Annotated in this window: 19 protein-coding genes; 11 read left to right on the top strand and 8 right to left on the bottom strand. The window is 39.0% G+C overall.

Annotated features, from left to right (window positions below; translation table 11 throughout):
• Nucleotides 1–210 precede the first annotated feature (210 nt).
• Entirely contained in the window at nucleotides 211–270 is a 60-nt protein-coding gene (locus ACKTS5_RS19365; protein WP_408045698.1) for a hypothetical protein, read from the bottom strand.
• Nucleotides 271–364: 94 nt separating this feature from the next.
• Here ACKTS5_RS19365 and ACKTS5_RS19360 point away from each other — a divergent pair, with 94 nt between their 5' ends.
• From ACKTS5_RS19360 to ACKTS5_RS19350, 3 genes are all read left to right on the top strand, one after another.
• Nucleotides 365–787 carry a hypothetical protein gene (locus ACKTS5_RS19360; RefSeq protein ID WP_408045697.1) on the top strand — a complete coding sequence of 141 codons (423 nt, stop codon included), beginning with the start codon at nucleotides 365–367 and terminating at the stop codon, nucleotides 785–787.
• A 105-nt stretch (nucleotides 788–892) separates the two neighbouring features.
• Entirely contained in the window at nucleotides 893–1,624 is a 732-nt protein-coding gene (locus ACKTS5_RS19355) for a lysophospholipid acyltransferase family protein (RefSeq protein ID WP_408045536.1), read from the top strand.
• Nucleotides 1,625–1,665: 41 nt separating this feature from the next.
• A complete protein-coding gene (locus ACKTS5_RS19350) occupies nucleotides 1,666–2,646 on the top strand; it encodes an acyl-ACP desaturase (protein ID WP_408045535.1) in 981 nt (326 codons plus the stop codon).
• 62 nt (nucleotides 2,647–2,708) lie between these two features.
• Here the strand turns inward: ACKTS5_RS19350 and ACKTS5_RS19345 are convergent, their stop codons facing one another.
• The 3 genes from ACKTS5_RS19345 to ACKTS5_RS19335 all read right to left on the bottom strand — a co-directional run bounded on the left by ACKTS5_RS19345 (nucleotide 2,709) and on the right by ACKTS5_RS19335 (nucleotide 5,249).
• Nucleotides 2,709–3,005 (bottom strand): hypothetical protein, encoded by a 297-nt coding sequence (locus tag ACKTS5_RS19345; RefSeq protein WP_408045534.1) that lies wholly within the window; start codon nucleotides 3,003–3,005, stop codon nucleotides 2,709–2,711.
• A 6-nt stretch (nucleotides 3,006–3,011) separates the two neighbouring features.
• Nucleotides 3,012–3,695 carry a hypothetical protein gene (locus ACKTS5_RS19340; protein ID WP_408045533.1) on the bottom strand — a complete coding sequence of 228 codons (684 nt, stop codon included), beginning with the start codon at nucleotides 3,693–3,695 and terminating at the stop codon, nucleotides 3,012–3,014.
• A 765-nt stretch (nucleotides 3,696–4,460) separates the two neighbouring features.
• Nucleotides 4,461–5,249: an amidohydrolase gene (locus ACKTS5_RS19335; protein WP_408045532.1), complete on the bottom strand. Its 789-nt coding sequence runs from the start codon at nucleotides 5,247–5,249 to the stop codon at nucleotides 4,461–4,463.
• Between the two features lie 161 nt (nucleotides 5,250–5,410).
• On the opposite strand from ACKTS5_RS19335, the gene ACKTS5_RS19330 reads away from it, so the two are divergent.
• Nucleotides 5,411–8,164 carry a PD-(D/E)XK nuclease family protein gene (locus ACKTS5_RS19330; RefSeq protein ID WP_408045531.1) on the top strand — a complete coding sequence of 918 codons (2,754 nt, stop codon included), beginning with the start codon at nucleotides 5,411–5,413 and terminating at the stop codon, nucleotides 8,162–8,164.
• Here ACKTS5_RS19330 and ACKTS5_RS19325 read toward each other — a convergent pair.
• A complete protein-coding gene (locus ACKTS5_RS19325; RefSeq protein ID WP_408045530.1) occupies nucleotides 8,161–8,691 on the bottom strand; it encodes a GNAT family N-acetyltransferase in 531 nt (176 codons plus the stop codon). The two genes, ACKTS5_RS19330 and ACKTS5_RS19325, sit on opposite strands and share 4 nt — an antisense overlap.
• Before the next feature lie 13 nt (nucleotides 8,692–8,704).
• A complete protein-coding gene (locus ACKTS5_RS19320) occupies nucleotides 8,705–9,130 on the bottom strand; it encodes a molybdenum cofactor biosynthesis protein MoaE (RefSeq protein WP_408045529.1) in 426 nt (141 codons plus the stop codon).
• A gap of 95 nt (nucleotides 9,131–9,225) precedes the next feature.
• On the opposite strand from ACKTS5_RS19320, the gene ACKTS5_RS19315 reads away from it, so the two are divergent.
• From ACKTS5_RS19315 to ACKTS5_RS19305, 3 genes are all read left to right on the top strand, one after another.
• Nucleotides 9,226–9,528 (top strand): YciI family protein, encoded by a 303-nt coding sequence (locus ACKTS5_RS19315; RefSeq protein ID WP_408045528.1) that lies wholly within the window; start codon nucleotides 9,226–9,228, stop codon nucleotides 9,526–9,528.
• Between the two features lie 25 nt (nucleotides 9,529–9,553).
• Entirely contained in the window at nucleotides 9,554–10,741 is a 1,188-nt protein-coding gene (locus ACKTS5_RS19310; protein WP_408045527.1) for a phosphoglycerate kinase, read from the top strand.
• Between the two features lie 62 nt (nucleotides 10,742–10,803).
• The gene (locus tag ACKTS5_RS19305; protein WP_408045526.1) at nucleotides 10,804–11,841 is read left to right on the top strand and encodes an NADP(H)-dependent aldo-keto reductase; all 1,038 of its coding nucleotides are present in this window, start codon (nucleotides 10,804–10,806) and stop codon (nucleotides 11,839–11,841) included.
• Between the two features lie 41 nt (nucleotides 11,842–11,882).
• Here ACKTS5_RS19305 and ACKTS5_RS19300 read toward each other — a convergent pair whose 3' ends face one another.
• Nucleotides 11,883–12,188 carry a DUF6370 family protein gene (locus tag ACKTS5_RS19300; RefSeq protein WP_408045525.1) on the bottom strand — a complete coding sequence of 102 codons (306 nt, stop codon included), beginning with the start codon at nucleotides 12,186–12,188 and terminating at the stop codon, nucleotides 11,883–11,885.
• 2 nt (nucleotides 12,189–12,190) lie between these two features.
• Entirely contained in the window at nucleotides 12,191–13,159 is a 969-nt protein-coding gene (gene trpS / locus ACKTS5_RS19295) for a tryptophan--tRNA ligase (protein WP_408045524.1), read from the bottom strand.
• 112 nt (nucleotides 13,160–13,271) lie between these two features.
• Here trpS and ACKTS5_RS19290 point away from each other — a divergent pair, with 112 nt between their 5' ends.
• From ACKTS5_RS19290 to ACKTS5_RS19275, 4 genes are all read left to right on the top strand, one after another.
• Nucleotides 13,272–14,063, top strand: coding sequence for a lysophospholipid acyltransferase family protein (locus tag ACKTS5_RS19290; RefSeq protein ID WP_408045523.1), 792 nt, complete (start codon nucleotides 13,272–13,274; stop codon nucleotides 14,061–14,063).
• Between the two features lie 241 nt (nucleotides 14,064–14,304).
• A complete protein-coding gene (locus tag ACKTS5_RS19285; RefSeq protein WP_408045522.1) occupies nucleotides 14,305–15,021 on the top strand; it encodes a LytR/AlgR family response regulator transcription factor in 717 nt (238 codons plus the stop codon).
• A complete protein-coding gene (locus ACKTS5_RS19280; RefSeq protein ID WP_408045521.1) occupies nucleotides 15,021–16,358 on the top strand; it encodes a sensor histidine kinase in 1,338 nt (445 codons plus the stop codon). The genes ACKTS5_RS19285 and ACKTS5_RS19280 overlap by 1 nt, the downstream gene beginning before the upstream one ends.
• A 325-nt stretch (nucleotides 16,359–16,683) precedes the next feature.
• Nucleotides 16,684–19,827, top strand: a complete 3,144-nt coding sequence (locus ACKTS5_RS19275) for a M43 family zinc metalloprotease (protein ID WP_408045520.1) — start codon at nucleotides 16,684–16,686, stop codon at nucleotides 19,825–19,827.
• Nucleotides 19,828–19,871: the final 44 nt, after the last annotated feature.

Here is a 19,871-nt window from a genome sequence, read left to right as displayed (position 1 = left end):
CTAGTTATACGCTGACTGATGAAGATTACGCAATGGTTGGAAATGGAGGATTTAGTAATTTCGATATTCGTGAAGGATATGATGAGGAGACCATTACAGCACGATTGGCAAAAATCAGTACGATTTTATTAAAGAGGTTCCCGCAGTACAAATCGGGACAAAAAGTCGCTGTCACCTACAATGTGTGGATGCCAGGTGATGATGTTATGGTTATGAACGTAGTTCATGACGGAGAAAAGTACGTATTGCAAAAGCAATAATAACGGACATAAAAACGATTACAAGAACCATCTAATGTATTTAGGTGGTTTTTTTGTGGTTAAAATTCAGTAAATTTGCGATAACAAAAACGACAGACATGATTATGAAAACTATCCACTCGTATTGGGCTTATATAGTGCTAGCACTTTTAACTTTTACCGTAATTAACGCCGTTATTGGTATGGTTAAAAAGAAGGAGTTCACACATAAAGAATTCCGATTGGGATTACTCACCTTGATCACAAGTCATATTCAACTTTTGATAGGTTTAGGTTGGTATTTTATGTCTCCTTGGTACAAGGCTTTAAAGTCAAATGGAGGAGAAGTAATGAAGGATGCTGGTGCGCGTTTATTGGCACTCGAACATCCTATAGCGATGATTGCAGCGATTGTTTTTATTACTATCGGATGGTCTAAGCACAAAAAGCAGGTAAAAAGTGAATCAAAGTTTAAAACCTTTAGCATTTTCTACGGAATAGCTTTGTTATTAGTTTTAACAAGAATTCCTTGGAGTAATTGGTTTTAACGTAATTATATAGTCCCGCATCCGCGGGATTTTTTATTTTTGTGTTTTTAGTTTTTAAAAGTCTCTAATAGACTTTTTGATATTCATTTTAAATTAAAAGTATTCGTGAAAATTATCAGTCATATTCTGTCTCCTATATTCGCTTTAGTATTTTTTATACTCTTGTTGATTTTTCATCCATTGCAGTGGATAGGGTTAAAAGTTTTTGGTGGAAAGGGACATCAGCGCGTCGTTAACATAATGAATTGGTTTCTGAATAAGTCTCTATTAATTTTGGGGATTCGCGTGAAGGTGAATAATGAGCACACATTGCCAAAAGATGCGACTTTGATTTTCGTTTCTAACCATCAATCGATGTTTGATATTCCGCCGATTATTTGGTATTTCCGCAAGCATTGGCCAAAATTCGTTTCTAAAAAGGAGCTAGGGAAAGGAATCCCTAGTATTTCATTTAATTTAAAACACGGGGGTGCTGCCCTTATTGATAGAAAAGATGGTAAGCAGGCTTTGGCTGAGCTTGGAAAGTTTGCCAAAAGGATTAATAAAAATACCTGGTCTGCTGTGATCTTCCCGGAAGGAACGCGAAGTAGAAAAGGAGCTCCAAAGCCTTTTGCGGCTAATGGGTTAAAGATGATAGTAAAATACAATCCTGAAGCGTACATTGTACCCTTGTCTATTAATAACTCATGGAAGGTTTTCCGATATGGAAAATATCCTTTAGGTGTAGGGAGTCCTATTACCATTGATACACATGCGCCTATTAAGGTTTCGAGCAAGCCGTTTAACGAATTGTTAGCAACGGTAGAAGAAACTGTGAAATCAGGGGTGCATGCTTAATGAGAACAAACAACAATAAATTATAAAACCCCTTAAATACTATGTCTATACAGAACATTAGAAAGGAAGTAATGCAAACGCTGGAAAAAAATATTGACAGTTTTGTAGACAAATTTTTGATTCCTATTGAGAAGATTTGGCAGCCAACAGATTTTTTGCCAAACTCACAGCAGGACAATTTCATTGAAGAGGTTCAGGAAATTAGAGAGATCTCAAAAGAGTTGGACGACGACTTTTGGGTGGTACTCGTCGGAGATACGATTACGGAAGAGGCGTTGCCTACCTATGAGTCTTGGTTATTAGACTTGGACGGTGTCACGCAGCAACCAGATAACGGTTGGGCGAAATGGGTTCGCGCTTGGACAGCAGAAGAGAATCGTCACGGTGACGTACTTAACAAATACTTGTATTTGTCGGGAAGAGTGAATATGCGCGAGGTAGAAATTACTACGCAACACTTAATTTCTGACGGTTTTGATATCGGTACTGCCACGGATCCTTATAAAAACTTTGTTTATACTTCTTTTCAGGAATTAGCTACGTACATATCACATTTAAACGTGGCGAAGATTGCAAAGAAAAAAGGACACAAGGCATTGGCTAAGATGTCGAGAATTATTGCTGGAGATGAGATGCGTCATCACTTAGCATATTCGGAGTTTGTAAAAGAGATTTTTGCGATTGACCCCAGTGAAATGATGTTGGCTTTCCAGCATATGATGAAACATAAAATTGTGATGCCTGCGATGCATTTACGCGAATCTTTCGGTGAGAAGGGGAGTTTGTTTGACGATTTTTCTACCGTAGCACAGCGTATAGGTGTATATACAGGTTTTGACTATGTTGATATACTCAAGAAGTTAAATGAAACTTGGGAAATTGATAAAATAGGAAATTTATCGCCAGAGGCTGAGAAGGCACGAGATTATTTGATGAAGCTACCAGAGCGCATGTATCGAATTACAGAGCGTATTGTGGTTCCTAATACCAAATTTAATTTTAAGTGGATGATTCCTGCTTAAAATTCAAAATATCGACACTATAAAAATGCCCTTTGTTAAATTCAAAGGGTATTTTTTTGGAATTAGCCTTTCCTATAGAAATCAAGGAGCATAGTTGAAGAAAAGCAAAGAATAAACAGGTTGTTATTATTGCGTTCAATTAAATAGATAAGTAAGCAGCTATCATTGATGTGTTCTTTGTATATCTCCAGCTCATCGAAAAGACTATTGGATATTGCCCGTTGTTCTTGAATTTCAGTAAGTACATCATTTGTGGTGTCCACAAATATTTTCAATTCATAAGGCGCCCATTTTTCTGCAAGCTGATGAACAATTTCAAAATAGCTGGCTTTTGCTAATTGGGTCCAAACAATTTCCATGATTCGTTAACTTATGTGGTGTAATACTTCATCCCAGACTTCATCGTGATTGAAAGTCTTGTGCTGGGCAATTTGTACAAAAGCGATGTCTATTAGTATTTTCTCGCGTTCATTTTGATTGGTAGTTTTTGATAATTTCATGGTGATGGAATTTAGGTACTGATTCGTTACTGCTTTCTTTACGATGGGATGATGGCAAAGAAGATTTTTAAGTTTTGTAGGAGGGCCTTGTGGATGTTGAATGGGCAATGGCGGGGCTAGGGTAGCGAATGGCGATACCAATTGTTTTCCGTTGCCTTGCATTTCCTTTGTCAGACGAGACACTTGTCGTTTCTGCGGGTTAGTGATTACGCATATTAAATGAGTAAAACTCCCCGATTGCTGTTTGGTATGGAGTGGATCTTTATTGAAAAGTAGGCGCATACTCCGAGTGCTACGAATGATCTTATGTAAGGTTTTTATTGTAAGCACTCCAGTATCTCCGGGGGAAGGATTATAGATAAAAGCTTCTTTTGTATTAACTAAGCTCTTCAAATACTGGACTACCGGTTGGCAATACTCCAGTTTGCGGTTTGTTATGAGCTCGTTTAGTAGGTGTTTTTTAGCATCTAGCTCTTTAGTAGTAGCTAATTGCTTGTTACTGCTTTTACTACGCAGTATGTTTCGTGTTTTTTTTAACATTTTTTTCATAGCACTTTTTTTAATTAATTGTTCAGGGTTAGTTTACCCATCACCTAGGTGTATTCTTTGCGCTGATGTACATTAGATACCACAGCTCAAATCACTCGTAATAGTCTCTTTCCCCGTAATTGTTTTTTTTGTAAGAGATTCATTTGTCACTTTTCCCAGCTACTGTTTTTTGCAATGGATTTATTAGTTTCTTTCCCCGTAATTGTTTTTTCTGTAGGAGATTCATTTGTCACTTTTCCCAGCTACTGTTTTTTGCAGCGGATTTATTTGTCTCCTTTCCCGTAATTGTTTTTTTGTAGGAGATTCATTTGTCACTTTTCCCAGCTACTGTTTTTTGTAGCGGATTTATTTGTCTCCTTTCCCGTAATTGATTTTTTGTAGGAGATTCATTTGTCACTTCTCCCAGCTACTGTTTTTTGTAACGTATTCATTGGTCACTTTTCCCTGCAACTGTTTTTGCAACGGATTTATTTGTCACTTTTCTCAGCAACTGTTTTTTGCAGCGGTAGGGTGAAGATAGAAGAAGATAAGGTAAAGTCAAATAGGGGTGTTTAGAATGGGGTTTTTGGTGTAACTGGTGGGTAGTTAGTGGTTTAGTGAAGGATAGCTAGAGGTGGTTTTGAAGGGGTTAAAGAACAGTAAGGATATAAAAAAATGAACTTCTTTCTGAAACAGAAGCTCATTCCATGATAAAGATAGAAGTCCAGGAAGTAAAAAATCGAAGCTCCTATTAAGGCTGGTTTTAACAACGTAAAATGAAGGTGCTTACGTCAAAGTGAAGGCATCTCTATCTGCTAAGAAATTCAACTTTTTTCTCAGTTCATCTTGGCTGTTTTTATCCAAGGCAACCAATAGGGTGGTTGCGGTTCCTGAATTATCGTAAGCGAGCTGATCGCCTAGGGCATTGTAGCAGGCAGAATTTCCTGAATAATCAAAATTATTACCATCGAGGCCTATGCGATTGACACCTATGGTATAACTGAGGTTTTCTATTGCTCTGGCTTTTAATAGGCTATCCCATGCTTGCACACGAACGGTAGGCCAACTCGCTACATAGAGCAAAAGATCGTAATGTTCGGTATTTCTTGACCAAACGGGAAACCTTAGATCATAGCAAATAAGCGGACAAATGCGCCAGCCTTTGTACTTTATAACTTTACGTTCATTCCCTGCGGTATACACTTTTTCTTCGCCTGCAAGTGTAAAGGAATGCTTCTTATCGTAATACGCAACCTCTCCATTGGGGTATACAAACAACAGGCGATTGTGATAGCTAGGCTCTGTACTACCTTCTTTAATCACGATGCTGCCGGTGATGGCTGCATTTTTTTCTTTCGCTTGGGTTTTCATCCATGCTAAGGTAGTTCCGTCCATGGTTTCGGCAACGCTGGCTGGCTGCATGCTAAAACCGGTACTGAACATTTCGGGGAGCACAATTAAATCGGTATTCGAAGGGAGTGCTGCAATTTTCTCGGCTAAGAGCAACCGATTTTTCTCGGGATTTTCCCAGGCAATATCCGTTTGGATAAGAGCAGCTTGCAAAGTCGTATTCATCTTTATTCTTTTTGGTAACTCCCTCAAAATTACACAACTTTTTTCAGTCTGTCCCACTGAAGGTAACGATAATTTGGAGCTAAAAATCAAGGTGTTTTTCAGGGACTTAGAAAACATGGGTATTAAATAAAAATTGTACTTTGCTTTATTAAATAGGAATCATGCAGTCGTTTATTTCAGAAACTTTGGAAATCATTGTTCAAAAAGAGCAATCTTTTGAAAATGTAGAACTTATATTGCCTTCACAGCGTGCGGGAGTATTTGTAAAAGAGCTACTAAAACATAAAATTTCAGCAGGATTTCTACCTAAAATTCGAAATATAGGTGACTTTATTGAAGAAGTTTCTGAAATGCAGAAAGTCGATTCTATTCAACTGCTTTTTCATCTGTACGGACTGTACAAGGAAGTCGAAGAACAGCCCGATAACTTCGCGGCCTTTTCAACCTGGGCATTTACCGTTGTTCAGGACTTTAATGAAATTGATCAGCACCTAATTGACCCGAAAAAAATATTCGAATACCTCTACGATGTGCACCGCATTCAGCAGTGGAACTTATCAGAAGAAACTCAAGAAACAGAATTGTTGAAAAATCACCTAGCTTTTATGGAAAAGCTATATCAGATTTACCAAAAATTTTACTCATTTTTGTTGGAGCGAGGTATAGGTTATCAGGGAGTTATTTACAGAGAGTCAGTCAAGAAAATTGCAGATTTTATACAAAAAAAGAAGGACACTCGTTATTATTTTATCGGGTTCAATGCCCTGAATGCTGCTGAGGAAACCTTATTCCAAGCCATGTTAGAAGCGGGAGTTGCAGAAGTGTATTGGGATATAGATGAAAGTTTTTACGAAAGCACTCATCAAGCCGGAAGTTTTTTGAGAAAATATGCAACCCGATGGCCGTACTACAAGCGGCATGAGATAGCGAATGTAGTTTCTAATTTTAAAAAAGAGAAACACATAGAAGTCATTGGGGCCTCTAAAAATATTACCCAAATAAAGTATGCAGGAGAATTGTTATCAAAGCTTCCGAACTTTAATAATACGGCGCTGGTATTGGCTGATGAGAGTTTGCTTCCCATCACCTTGAATTCGTTGCCAGAGGCAGTTAAGGCAGTCAATATTACCATGGGATATCCGTTGAAAGACGTTCCTACTACGGCCTTAATTTTTTCCTTGTTTCGTTTGTACTTAAATCAAGATAAACTGCAAAAGGGAAAAAAGGACATGTTTTATTACAAGGATGTAATTTCTGTGCTCAAGCATCCTGCAATTTACAAGTTGTTATACGTTTCTGACACCAATATTTCAGAGCAGTTTACCGAGCAAATTGTGGCGACAAACACTACTTTTGTCAGTTATACCAAAATCGTTTCGTTTTTCGCAGAATTGGAAGGTAACTCTAAAAGTACCCTGCTGAGTTTGTTTCGTCCTTTTAGTAATATTCAGGAGTTTCTCAACCGAATCATTCAAATGCTAGAAGTGCTGAAAGACGGTGCCAATGAACTGGAAAAAGAGTACTTATTCCGATTTTACACTGCTTTTGTTCAGCTTCAAAATCTTCACGATTCCTTCCAATACATTCAAGACCTTAAAACCTTACAGCAGTTTTTTCGTCAGCTCATTCAATCGGAAAGTTTGTCGTTTCAGGGAGAGCCATTACAGGGCTTGCAATTAATGGGGGTGTTAGAAACGAGGGTGTTGGATTTTGAAAATGTTATCATCACGTCTGTAAATGAGGGGATATTGCCCGGAAATCACCAACAGAATTCCTTTATTCCCTACGATATCAAGGTGTCTTTTGGATTGCCTACCTACAAAGAGAAGGATGCGTTGTTTTCTTATCACTTTTTTAGACTCTTACAGCGAGCCAAAAATATTTACCTTCTTTACAATACGGAACACGATGTATTTGGAAGTGGGGAAAAGAGTCGTTTTATTACGCAACTGCAATTGATGCGAGGCGATATACGTGAAAAAAGCGTCAGTCCTAAAATTCACAATACGACCCCAATTGTAAAGGAAGTTCAGAAGAATGCTGCCGTCTTAGAAAAACTGCAACAGTTGGCGAGCAAAGGGATTTCTCCTTCGGCTTTGACAAACTTCCTGTACAATCCGATGGCCTTTTACAAACAAAAGGTTTTAAAAATCAAAGAATTTGACGATGTTGAAGAAACGGTTGCAGCAAATACGATGGGGACTGTGGTTCACGATACTTTAGAAGCTTTGTACAAACCTTTTGAAGGAAAGTTCATCACCGTTGAAAATATCGCAGAAATGCAACAAAAAACCAAGGCTTTGGTCGTTCATTATTTTGGGGAGCACTTTAAAAATGGTGATATCACTACAGGGAAGAATAGGTTGATTTTTGAAGTTGCCAATCGCTTTGTCGTAAATTTCTTGACGCGTGAAAAACAACTGCTGTCTGACCCTGCCAATGCCTTAAAAATCATAGCAACGGAGCAAACACTCAGTACAGAGATTGTGGTGGAAGGGCTCGATTTTCCAGTAAAAATACACGGACAGGTAGATAGGATTGATGAACTAAACGGGGTGCTCAGAATTATCGATTACAAATCGGGAAAGGTAGATGCTTTAAACTTAAAAGTAGTGGACACGGAGGATTATCGTGAATTAAAGCACCACAAAGCCATTCAGGTAATGTTGTATACTTTTTTGTATACACAACACGTACAACACGACTTTAAAAAACCGGTCGAAGCAGGTATTTATTCGTTTAAAAACTTACAAAAGGGATTCTTGAAAATGAACTTTTCATCCAATTACCGCAGTCCTGATCACGCTGTTACTCAAGAGCGTTTGGATGATTTTTTAGTTGAGTTAAAAGGATATATTCGAGAGATTTTTCAGATGGATCTTCCGTTTGTTGAACCGGATGATCTAAAGTACTAAAGTGCCAAACTTACAATTACCCATGTTTGGGTGCCGTGAGGGTAGCGCAATACTTCTTCAAAACCGATGGCTTTGTGCGCATTTAACGACCGTTGGTTGCAGCTGTCAATTTCGGTGATGATATGGTCGTACTCCTGTTGAAAGTTGGTTTGCATGGTTTGGTAAAGCTTTCTAAAAACACCTTGACCTCGGTACTCTTTATGAATGCAAACCTGCCCCATTACCATATAACGAGCAGTTCCATAAGCACTTTGGTCTATGTGATCAAACATGGGTTTCAATACTGCAATATCATTTCTAAAAGAAGCAGACATAGACAGAGTGTAGCCAATTACTTTTCCTCGATCAACGGCAATGCAGTGAGGGTGTATTTTATGCATGGCTTCTAATTGTTCAAAGCTGTGCTGTACGGTAACGAATCCTTGCTGTAACTTAGTCTCCTCATTTAATTGCTTGGGGAGATTTTCGGTTTGCAGTGCTTGAATTTCGAGTAATTCCTGTGCGGTTTCGGTTTTTTTGTAAAGCATAGTTTTCAACGTGTTAGGGGTGTGCATTTACCCAAATTTCTCCGTCTTCAAAAAATTCTTTTTTCCAAATAGGAACGGTTTCTTTGAGTGTGTCGATAGCGTATTGACAGGCGTCAAAAGCGGCTTTTCTATGCGGGGAGGAAACGGTGATAACAACCGGAATAGCTCCTACCTGTAACAGTCCTTCTGCGTGATGTATGGCGATTTTTTTAATGGGAAACTGCGACAAGGCCTGCTGGGCTATTTTTTCCATCTCTTTTAAAGCCATAGGCTTGTAAGTGCTGAACTCTAGTTGAGTAACCGATTTGTTTTGCGTGGCATTTCGCACGGTTCCAACGAATACGGCGATGCCCCCGCAGGTAGGATCGTCAACAAAGTCGTAGCAGGGCTGAAGTGCTAATGGATCAGCCGAAATGAGTATTGAATACTGTTCCGTCATAGTTTAACAAATATATAAGTTTTGTTGCGATGTAGGTACTGTGGAAAGTGGTTTTAAATAAGTACATTTGTTGGAGTGACGCATAACAGAAAACTATGTTTATAATCAATCTCACGTATAAGGTTGCTTTAGGTCAGGTAGAGCAGCATTTAGAAGCTCATATAGACTTTTTAAACAGCCAGTATCAAAGAGGTACTTTTTTAGCCTCTGGACGGAAAGTACCGAGAGATGGCGGCATTATCTTAGCCCGAGCCGAGAGCAAAGAAGCAATAGAAGCCGTGGTGCAACAAGATCCGTTTGTTAGCCTTGGTATTGCGGCTTATACCATCGTGGAGTTCGAGCCTTCGAAAACTTCAAAGGAACTGGAGGTCCTTTTAGAGCAAAAAATTAATAAATAATCAGACGAAAACAATAACACAACATATGAAAACACTAAACGACTATAATTTCAACAATCAAAAAGCATTGATAAGAGTAGATTTTAACGTGCCGTTAAATACTGATTTCGAAGTTACAGATGCAACGAGGATTCAAGCAGCAAAGCCTACTATCATCAAAATATTGGAAGACGGTGGTAGTTGTATTTTAATGTCTCATTTGGGGCGTCCTAAAGGAGTGGAAGATCAATACTCACTGCGTCATATTGTTGATAAAGTAACGGAAGTTTTAGGAGTGAAGGTTACCTTCGTAGCAGATTGTATCGGTGATGAAGTGGCTACAGCTGTAGCGAAGTTACAACCGGGTGAGATTTTACTGTTGGAAAACTTGCGTTTTTACGGAGAGGAAAAGTCAGGAGATGTCGGTTTTGCTGAAAAGTTAGCCGCTTGGGGTGATGTATATGTAAACGATGCTTTTGGTACAGCACACAGGGCACATGCTTCTACTGCAGTGATTGCTCAGTTTTTTCCAGAACACAAATGCTTTGGTAGCTTATTAGCTCAAGAAATCGACAGTATTGATAAAGTATTAAATAATTCAGAAAAACCGGTAACAGCGATTTTGGGAGGGGCTAAAGTTTCTTCGAAAATTGGTATTGTCGAAAATATTTTAGAAAAAGTAGATCACATCATTATTGGAGGTGGAATGACGTTCACCTTTATTAAGGCCTTAGGAGGTGCTATAGGAAACTCTTTGGTAGAAGATGATAAGCTAGACCTAGCACTGGAAATTTTAGAGAAGGCTAAGGCCAATAATACCGAAATTCACTTGCCAGTAGATGCACTTATTGCAGATGCTTTTGCAAATGATGCCAATACGCAACTCGTTGCGACGAATGAAATTCCCGAAGGATGGATGGGCTTAGATGTAGGACCAGGAACTACCAAGAAGTTCGCTGAAGTCATTGCGAATTCGAAAACTATTTTGTGGAATGGACCGCTTGGTGTATTTGAAATGGAAAACTTTTCAAAAGGAACAATCTCCTTAGGAGAAGCGATTGCTACGGCTACGGCTAACGGAGCGTTCTCGTTAGTTGGAGGAGGTGATTCTGTGGCAGCTGTAAAGCAATTTGGTTTTGCGGATAAGGTGAGTTATGTATCTACTGGAGGTGGTGCTATGTTGGAGAGCTTGGAAGGAAAAACCTTACCGGGAATTGAAGCCATTATCGGTTAAGAGCATCACTTTGAGTTACGTGATCTTTGATAGGAATTAAATACAAATCTGATAATAAACTTATGAAATATACAACACTTCCCAATACCGATGTCAAAGTATCTAAAATATGTTTAGGTACCATGACTTGGGGAAATCAAAATACGGAAGCAGAAGGACATGAACAAATGGATTATGCCTTAGCGCAGGGGGTTAACTTTTTTGATACAGCAGAACTCTATGCGGTACCGGCTACTCCAGAAACCTATGGAGCCACTGAAAAAATTATCGGAACCTGGTTTAAAAAAACAGGGAATCGCGACAAGGTAGTACTGGCTTCAAAAATTGCTGGGGCAGGAGCGTATACGGCGCATATTCGAAAGGATGGGTTTAGTAAACGAGCCATTACAGAAGCTATTGAAGGAAGTTTACAACGCTTGCAAACAGATTATATAGACCTATACCAATTGCACTGGCCAGAACGCGGTGTAAATTGTTTTGGTGTACGTGATTATCCCTATGCCTCTGCTAGTGCAGAAGCGGAAAATCACTTGGAGATTTTGGAAACCTTGAACGATTTTGTAAAACAGGGAAAAATTAAGCACATTGGCTTGTCAAATGAAACCCCTTGGGGAACGATGAAGTACTTACAAACGTCTGAGCAACATCAGTTACCAAGACCTGTTACTATTCAAAATTCGTACTCTCTAATTCATCGATCGTATGAATACGGTATGTCTGAAGTGTCTTTGCGTGAAAATGTAGGATTGTTGGCGTATTCACCATTGGCTTTTGGAGTACTCTCAGGAAAGTATGTAGGAGGGAAAACTCCTGAAGGGGCCCGTGTTACCTTATTTCCTAGATTTAATCGTTACTCATCGGCACAATCAGAAAAAGCGGTAATTGCTTATCAAGAAATTGCTGAAAAGCACGGATTGACACTAGCACAGTTAGCCTTGGCCTATGTAAACCAGTTGCCGTTTGTTACCAGTAATATCATTGGGGCAACCAAAATGGACCAACTCAAAGAAAATATTAACTCGATCCATATAGAGTTATCAGATGAGGTATTGTTAGAAATTGAACAAGTGCATCAGATGATGCCCAATCCGGCACCTTAGAAATTTAAAAAACCGATGAAATCTTCATCGGTTTTTTGTTTTTATTCTTTTAATTCAAAGTCGGTTACTTCAAAAATTCTATCCTTGAGATTGCCTCGAACAGTTGCAGTTCTGATGCTGTTGCAAAAGCCTTTGTCAGGGTCGTGAGCATCTCCGAAATCATCGATATGAACTCCTTTTACAAAATAGGCTTTTCCCTCAAAGCGAATGGCTAAATCACATCCTTTTTGGGTTTTTAAACCAAATTGACATTGACCACATGAGGCCTCTACAGTTTGCCTAGTATTGGGGGTACTGCACTGGTAACTCAGTAGTCCGAGCAAAACAGCTAGGATTCCATTTTTCATGGTTAGTATCCTATTTTCGAACGCAATCGCTGCAATACCTCTTTGGCAACTGTACGTGCTTTTTCTGTACCTACTGCCAGCGCTTTATCCAATTCTTCACGGTTTTCCATGTAGTAATTGTACTGAGCACGCTCTTTTGCAAACTTCTCGATCACTAATTCGTACAATGCCTTTTTAGCATGTCCATATCCGTAGTTTCCTCCTTCGTAATTTGCTCTCATTTCCGCAATCTGCTCTTCATTCGCAAGCAGTTTGTACAAAGCAAAAACATTGTCAGTATCCGGATCTTTCGGCTCTTCTAATGGAGTACTGTCCGTTTGAATTCCATTAATCTGCTTTTTTAATTTCTTGTCTGGCAAGAAAATATTGATGTAGTTATTTCTCGATTTACTCATCTTTTCACCATCGGTTCCAGGAATTAACTGGGTGTCTTCATTAATTTTAGCCTGTGGTGGAACGAGCGTATCACCTATGATATTATTGATTCTATTAGCGACATCTCTGGTGATTTCCAAGTGCTGTAACTGGTCTTTCCCTACCGGAACTACCTCTGCATCGTATAATAAAATATCGGCAGCCATTAGCATTGGATAGGTAAACAATCCTGCATTTACATCAGCAAGGCGATCTGCTTTGTCTTTAAAGCTATGTGCTAAAGTCAAGCGTTGAAATGGAAAATAACAGCTCAAATACCACGATAGCTCTGTAACTTCTGGAATATCACTTTGTCTGTAAAAAATGGTCTTTTCGATATCAATCCCGCAAGCAAGCCAGGCTGCAGCAACACTGTACGTGTTTTCACGTAGCTCTGCTCCATCTTTAATCTGCGTTAAAGAATGCATGTCCGCAATAAAGATAAAAGATTCATTACTAGAGTCATTTGCCATTTGAATAGCGGGTAAAATAGCTCCCAATAAATTCCCTAAATGCGGCGTTCCTGTACTTTGTACTCCTGTTAAAATTCTTGCCATTGGATATTTTTCTAAATAAAATTATGGATTAAACGTTCTTGTAAAAGTTTACAAGACGAGCAAAAATAAGGTTTAAATTTTTCAAACAAAAGAAATTACTACATTCGCAGGTATGAAGTTTTTAAAAATTCCGTTTTTACTTATTTGGCGCATTTGGTTTTATGTACTCATGTTTAGTACCATTTTACTGATGTTGCCTTTTTTACTGATTTTAACTTCTCACGAGAAGTATTATCCCGTGTTTTGGAAAATGATCAGAGCTTGGGCCTACGTGCTGGTATACGGAATGGGATTTCGATTGAAAATATCAAAAGAACAAGAAATACTGAGAAATCAGAGTTATATGTTTATCGCGAATCACGCTTCTCTGCTAGACCCGTGGGTAATGATCATTTTAAGTAAAAATCCCATTGTTTTTGTGGGAAAAAAAGAACTGGTAAAGATTCCGATTTTCGGGTTTTTCTACAAAAAAGTAGTCATTATGGTCGACCGTGATTCTGGTAAGAGTAGAAAGCGCGTATACGAAATGGCTAAAAAGAAACTGCGAGGTGGAACGAGTATTGGAATCTTTCCGGAAGGATTGGTGCCTACTGAAAATATTGCCCTTGCCCCCTTTAAAAACGGAGCTTTTAGTTTGGCTATTGAGCATCAAATACCTATCGTACCTCAGGTGTATTATGATTGTAAACGCTATTTTTCATGGGATTTTTTTAAAGGAGGTCCTGGAACCTTTCGCGTAAAGCAATTTCAGTTTATTCCTACAAAAGGACTGAGCATGGACGATAAGAAACAATTGAAAGAACAGTGTTATTCCTTGGTTAGTAGTGAGTTGTTGTCGGATAAAAAATACATGGAAGACACCAATCGAGAAGGAAATGATAAGGAATTTGCGTCACCGCTATAACCTTGGAAACTCGTGAATCTGTTTCACTTGGAATTATCGCAAAAAGGAATGACTACCGAATCGAGGCGGTTATAAAAAAATTAGTATATTTAAAACATAACTAACTACTTCAACATAATGGGTTTGCCTGTATTCAAACCCCGTACGGTCAGGTAAAATATACGTGACCGGCATCGTATTATAATAGTGTTAAAACCCCTATCTCAATCCCTACACATTGTAATATTGATAACACACGCGTATGATTAAAATTATCTTAATAGATGATGAAAAAGATGCTCTTGAAGCATTGGAGTGGAAAATTAAGAAATGTAAACACGTCGATGAATTAGCGATAGTCAAATGCAGTTCGCCAGTTGTAGCGATAGATCTGATTAACGAATACCATCCAGATATTGTTTTTTTGGATATTCACATGGTTGAAATGGACGGATTTACGTTTTTAGAGAGGTTTCCTAAGAGGTCGTTTGAAGTAGTGTTTACTACTGCTCACGACGAGTACGGTATTGCCGCTGTAAAGGCAGAGGCCCTGGATTATTTGTTAAAACCTATCGATTTAGATGAGTTACAACTGACCTTTTTAAAAATAGACCGCTATTTGACTCAAAAGTACCAAGGAGAAAAACTCGTTGTCGATCGTATTAATATTGCCGCTGATGGAAAGGTGTATTTGGTGGCAAAAGAATCTGTGATGTACCTGCAGGCGGATAAGAGTTATACGACGATTTTTTTGAAATCAGGGAAAAAGATTATTGCCACGAAAACACTGAAGGAGATTCAAAAACGCTTTGATTATCCAGAGTTTTTTAGAGTGCATAATTCCTATGTGATCAACCTGAATTACGTTACGGAATACAACAAAGGACATAGTGAACTTACCTTAAGTGATGGTACTATTGTAAGCGTAAGTAGGAGAAAGAAGAATGAACTCATAGAGAAACTCCACCTAGACAAATAATGCTTTTAGATATAAATTCAGCTTTCTATTCTTGGATACGAGGCGGTATGTTGGTACTGTTTATCTACCATTTTATGTTTTATTTACAAAACAAAGGAAGGTTACATAAGTATTATAGTGGATACCTGTTTTGTTTGGTAGTGTATCTCGTCCGAGACGCTTTCCCTCAGGAATCTATGCAGTTGAGCTATCAGTATATCAGTTTTTCTATTCAGTATGTGGGGTATGTGTTTTTTATTCATTTTTGCCGCGAGCTGACAAAGAGCTATGAGTATTTCCCAACCTTAGATTACGGAGTTACACTCTTGTCAAAGCTGTTGTTAGCGATTGCAATGGCCCTGGTAGGGGTACAGTATTTCTACGGATATGAGGTGCAGAAACAAGTTGTTGCCTATACTGTGCCTTTTGCAACAGCCTGTGCTTTTTATGTTTTTTATCTACTTTCAAAGGTGAGTCGTGACCAAGTGTATTACCTGCTATTTGGTTCCATGTTCTTTTTAATTTTTGCGAATATCAGCTCAGTGAAAATGATTTATGGAGAGTATTTTCTCCTCGGATTTAAGGTGCATCGCATGTTTTACTATTTTTTAGGAGCTATGGTTCAAAGCTTGATCTTTGCCTTGCTAATCGGAAATAATTTTCGTGAAATTTTAAAGAAAAAGCAGGAGGCCGAATTGCAGTTGCTACGTCAAGAAAATCAGATTTCTAAGCTGAAAATCATCGCCTTAAAAAGCCAGATGAATCCTCATTTTTTGTTTAACTCTCTCAATTCTATCAATAATTTTGTAATTCAAAATAAGGTGGAAGAGGCGTCCAATTTTATTACTAAATTTTCTGCTTTGGTACGCAAGGTATTGCAATCCACTAATGAAGATGCAATTAGTTTGGCCGATGAGTTGACGGTAGTAGCCATGTATGTAAAGCTCGAACAAATGCGGTTGAAAAATAGTTTTACGTATGAAACCGTTGTAGATACCACGGTAGAGCTAGAGTCCTTGCAAGTGGTTCCGTTATTTTTACAACCTTTTATTGAAAATGCAATTTGGCACGGGCTCAGTTTACAGGCTGGTAAGAAAAGTGTGGTGATTAAAATTCAACAACGTGGTGCTTGGGTGAGTATACAGATTCTCGATAATGGAATTGGCCTGAATAAAGGTAGGCAGAATACTACGAAAACCAAAAAATCATACGGTATCGCCATCGTACGAGAGCGCATGGAACTTATGTATAATAAGGACATTGTGATTCAGTTAAGAGATCGTATGGAAGACGGGGAACAAGGTACCGAGGTATTGCTCGTATTCCCCGTGAAACTGCGGGAACTCGAAATACTGTAGCTTTTATCCACCAGTTATTGTTGCTTCATTGTCTTTGGTTGACGTTTTACTTCCACTTATTTATTCCTAAAAATTACAGCTCTTTTGTTTTGTACCTTAGTTAAACGAAAAGAAAGGGATTGTGATTTTAGGGGGATTCACAATTTTGATAGAGAAGAACTGTGGTTAGGCAGTTCTTCTTTTTAGTTAAATAATTAAATTAAATTTAAAGAAAAAGTTAATAAAATATAAATTGATAATTTATTGATTGTATTGGTTAGGATTATATTAATAATAAGGGGCTTTAGTTTTTAGTTTTGAATAACCAATTATAAATCAACAAATTATGAGACTAAACACTATTTTTTTACCCTTCTTATGCTTACTAGTCTTTGCAAACCTGTCCGCAGTGGCCCAAGATTGCCACGTAACGCGGGAGAATGAAAAAGTATTTTCAAAGCACCCAGAATCGAAACGCGCTTTTGAGGAATTTAATGCCTTTACCGAACGATTTATTGAAAAACATCGGAATAGCTTACGGCAAAAGGCAGCAGCTAGTTATACCATCCCAGTCGTATTTCACGTTTATGGTAGCACACAGCACGGTCAAACCGTGACCTACGATAAAATTAAGGTAGCACTCGAAAAATTAAATGACGATTTCAATGGTAGAAACGACGATTTTAATACCATTGACCCCGTGTTTGACGGTCGAAAATCAACCTTGAGCATAAATTTTGCGTTGGCTAAAATTGATCCTAATGGTGGTAGTACCAATGGAGTAGTTTTCTATCCAGAAAAAGCTGGATATGGAAACGGAGGTGGTTACGACGACCAGATTGCTGCGGATGCTTGGGACAATTACAAGTATATGAATGTGTATATCATGGGCGATTTGTACGCCGACGGAAAGGCGACGAATTCAGGAGTCGCTTGGTATCCGAATACCTCAATGTCGAATAACAATACCGCGAGAGTTGTGTATAACGGTCGCTATTTACACGGCAATACGAATAAGGAATTTGCATCGGTATTAACCCATGAATTTGGACATTGGTTGAATTTGATTCATACCTTTGAAGGCGGATGTAACGATCCTAATGGAGATTATGTATCCGACACTCCCAAGGAAGATTCAAATTCTGGTGATGACGGATGTACCGTAGGAGCCAGTGATTGTGGTAATTTAATCAATTACGAGAATTATATGGGCTATGATTCTGCAGCAGGCTGCGCAAAAATGTATACCCAAGGACAGGTAAATAGAATGCTGGCAGCTCTAGAGCATCCGGCGAGAAAACCACTTTGGCAAGCGGCAAACTTAGTAGCTACGGGGGTGAATTTGAACAAAGGAAGCTTGGTGGTTTCGGATAAGTTATTGGAAGAAGCTCTTGCCAATGACGGATCTTTAGAAGCCAAAACCCCTTCCGTTTCTCTGACGGGAGCTACCTTTGCCCAAAGTTCAGGAAACATGACTTTAGGGACGCATTTTGAGGCTAATTTACCTCAAGGAGTGACTGCGCAAATCTCAGTACTCAGTGCTACAGAAGTTAAAGTGAGCTTCGCTGGAAAGGCGGTAAATCACGCGAAAAGCGATAACATGGCCGCTTCTATAAAATTTAAAGATGCCGCGATTAGTGGGGGAATTGCTAGCCTAAATACCGATAAGATAAGTTTTTCATTTTCATTTTATGACCCGTATAAAGTAGTGTATTTTGACAATCCAGATTATACTGCTAATGCAGGGAAAACCTGGACTTTTTTCCGCTTGCACGAATCAAGTGTCAACAGTTACGGAACGTTTTTCGAGAACAATGCCTTAAAATTAGAAACCTATAAAAAAGCACTGGTCTGCCAAACCGGAACGCGAAATCCTACACCAATTGCAGCCAATACAGTTATCGACAGTCAGAGTTCGTGGGTAGCAGGAGGTGCTTATCCAGATTTACACGTAATCAGAGATGCATCGTATACAGCTTGGGATGGTAAAACTGCCTATATAGGATTTCAATTACAACTCTATCCAGGAAAAGTAAATTACGGATGGTTTCGAGTACAAGTGAATGCTGATGGTTCTTCGTATACCTTATTGGATTACGCTTATAGCACAGAACCTTTTGGAGCTATTAAAGCAGGGAGTAAAACCTGGGATGGGACTCCGGTGCCAACCTGTGATGACGGTATTCAAAATGGCGATGAAACCGGAGTTGATTGCGGTGGTTCGTGTGCACCATGTACGCCAACACTTACCTATTGTTCTTCGAAAGGAAATAGCACTAATGACGAGTTCATCAGTAAAGTTCAGGTAAATTCGTATAGCAATACGTCTACAGGGAGCAGTGGTGGCTATGGTGATTATACAGCGACTAGTGTGGTGAATTTACCACAAGGGCAAGAAGCTAGTATTACCGTTACTCCTAGTTGGAGATCAACCGTGTATTCGGAAGGCTATAGTGTTTGGATAGATTACAATCAGGATGGAGATTTTGAAGATGCGGGAGAGCAAGTATGGTCTAAAGCAGCAACGAAGGATACATCGGTTACTGGGAGTTTCACCGTCCCAACTACAGCTACTTTAGGAGCGACGAGACTTCGTGTCAGTATGAAGTATAACGGAGTACCTACAGCCTGTGAGAATTTCAACTACGGAGAAGTAGAGGATTACAAAATAACGATTACGGAAGCTGCAGCTCCTAGCTGTAATGACGGCATTCAAAATGGAGATGAAACCGGAATCGATTGTGGAGGATCATGTGCTCCGTGTACGGGTAATTCAGGAGTAGTATATGTAGACGTCGCTGATTTTACAGTAAGTGCCAGCGATACCTGGAAGTTTTTTAGAATTGAAGCTGGAGACAACAAGGATTACGGTGCTTGGTACTCTAGTAACTCAGTACGATTGGTAACCTATAACAAGCAAGTAGTTTGTGAAGGGAGTTCTAACCAGGCAAGCTACCTCGCTGAAGGCAGTACTGTAGGAGCTGCAAGTAATTTTGTAGCGGAATCACACAGTTATATCGTTAGCAATAGTAGTTATACAAATTGGAATGGTAAAACCGGATTTATTGGATTCCAATTCACTGTAAATAACGCAACCCATTACGGGTGGTTTCACGTACAAGTAGCATCGAATGGCTTGTCGTATACCGTTTTAGATTACGCGTATCAGACGCTCGCAAATACGCCTATTGTCACGGTTAATAAAGGAGTGACAGGACCTGTTAAGCGCCAGGATGCTTTGGGAGAAGTACGCATTTTTCCAAATCCATTTTCGTCATCAACAACACTGGACTTATCCAGTATTCAAGGTGAAGCAGCTGTGCAAATTCAGGTATTTGATATGCTCGGAAAACAGCTGTATACCAAAACGGTACCCGCAAAAACTCAAGCAGTACAACTAACAGAAACTGCCTTGCCTAAGAGTGGGATATACTTGCTTAAAATTAAGTCTAGGGATTTCTTGAAAACAATTAGCGTACTAAAAAAATAACGCAGAAGTTTACAAGGGTTTTTGATCTGCTTGAAGTTCTTCAA

The organism is Tenacibaculum litopenaei, from assembly GCF_964514025.1.
GTDB classification, from domain to species: Bacteria; Bacteroidota; Bacteroidia; order Flavobacteriales; family Flavobacteriaceae; genus Polaribacter; species Polaribacter litopenaei.
The sequence above is the reverse complement of the archived record's forward strand: the minus strand, read 5'-3'. Positions and strand labels throughout refer to the sequence as shown.

Bases quoted from the DNA above. Each gene is read 5' to 3' on its own strand.
- ACKTS5_RS19360 (WP_408045697.1), top strand. From the start codon at position 365: ATGAAAACTATCCACTCGTATTGGGCTTATATAGTGCTAGCACTTTTA.
- ACKTS5_RS19350 (WP_408045535.1), top strand. From the start codon at position 1,666: ATGTCTATACAGAACATTAGAAAGGAAGTAATGCAAACGCTGGAAAAA.
- ACKTS5_RS19345 (WP_408045534.1), bottom strand. From the start codon at position 3,005: ATGGAAATTGTTTGGACCCAATTAGCAAAAGCCAGCTATTTTGAAATT.
- ACKTS5_RS19340 (WP_408045533.1), bottom strand. From the start codon at position 3,695: ATGAAAAAAATGTTAAAAAAAACACGAAACATACTGCGTAGTAAAAGC.
- ACKTS5_RS19335 (WP_408045532.1), bottom strand. From the start codon at position 5,249: ATGAATACGACTTTGCAAGCTGCTCTTATCCAAACGGATATTGCCTGG.
- ACKTS5_RS19330 (WP_408045531.1), top strand. From the start codon at position 5,411: ATGCAGTCGTTTATTTCAGAAACTTTGGAAATCATTGTTCAAAAAGAG.
- ACKTS5_RS19325 (WP_408045530.1), bottom strand. From the start codon at position 8,691: ATGCTTTACAAAAAAACCGAAACCGCACAGGAATTACTCGAAATTCAA.
- ACKTS5_RS19320 (WP_408045529.1), bottom strand. From the start codon at position 9,130: ATGACGGAACAGTATTCAATACTCATTTCGGCTGATCCATTAGCACTT.
- ACKTS5_RS19315 (WP_408045528.1), top strand. From the start codon at position 9,226: ATGTTTATAATCAATCTCACGTATAAGGTTGCTTTAGGTCAGGTAGAG.
- ACKTS5_RS19310 (WP_408045527.1), top strand. From the start codon at position 9,554: ATGAAAACACTAAACGACTATAATTTCAACAATCAAAAAGCATTGATA.
- ACKTS5_RS19305 (WP_408045526.1), top strand. From the start codon at position 10,804: ATGAAATATACAACACTTCCCAATACCGATGTCAAAGTATCTAAAATA.
- ACKTS5_RS19300 (WP_408045525.1), bottom strand. From the start codon at position 12,188: ATGAAAAATGGAATCCTAGCTGTTTTGCTCGGACTACTGAGTTACCAG.
- trpS (WP_408045524.1), bottom strand. From the start codon at position 13,159: ATGGCAAGAATTTTAACAGGAGTACAAAGTACAGGAACGCCGCATTTA.
- ACKTS5_RS19290 (WP_408045523.1), top strand. From the start codon at position 13,272: ATGAAGTTTTTAAAAATTCCGTTTTTACTTATTTGGCGCATTTGGTTT.
- ACKTS5_RS19285 (WP_408045522.1), top strand. From the start codon at position 14,305: ATGATTAAAATTATCTTAATAGATGATGAAAAAGATGCTCTTGAAGCA.
- ACKTS5_RS19280 (WP_408045521.1), top strand. From the start codon at position 15,021: ATGCTTTTAGATATAAATTCAGCTTTCTATTCTTGGATACGAGGCGGT.
- ACKTS5_RS19275 (WP_408045520.1), top strand. From the start codon at position 16,684: ATGAGACTAAACACTATTTTTTTACCCTTCTTATGCTTACTAGTCTTT.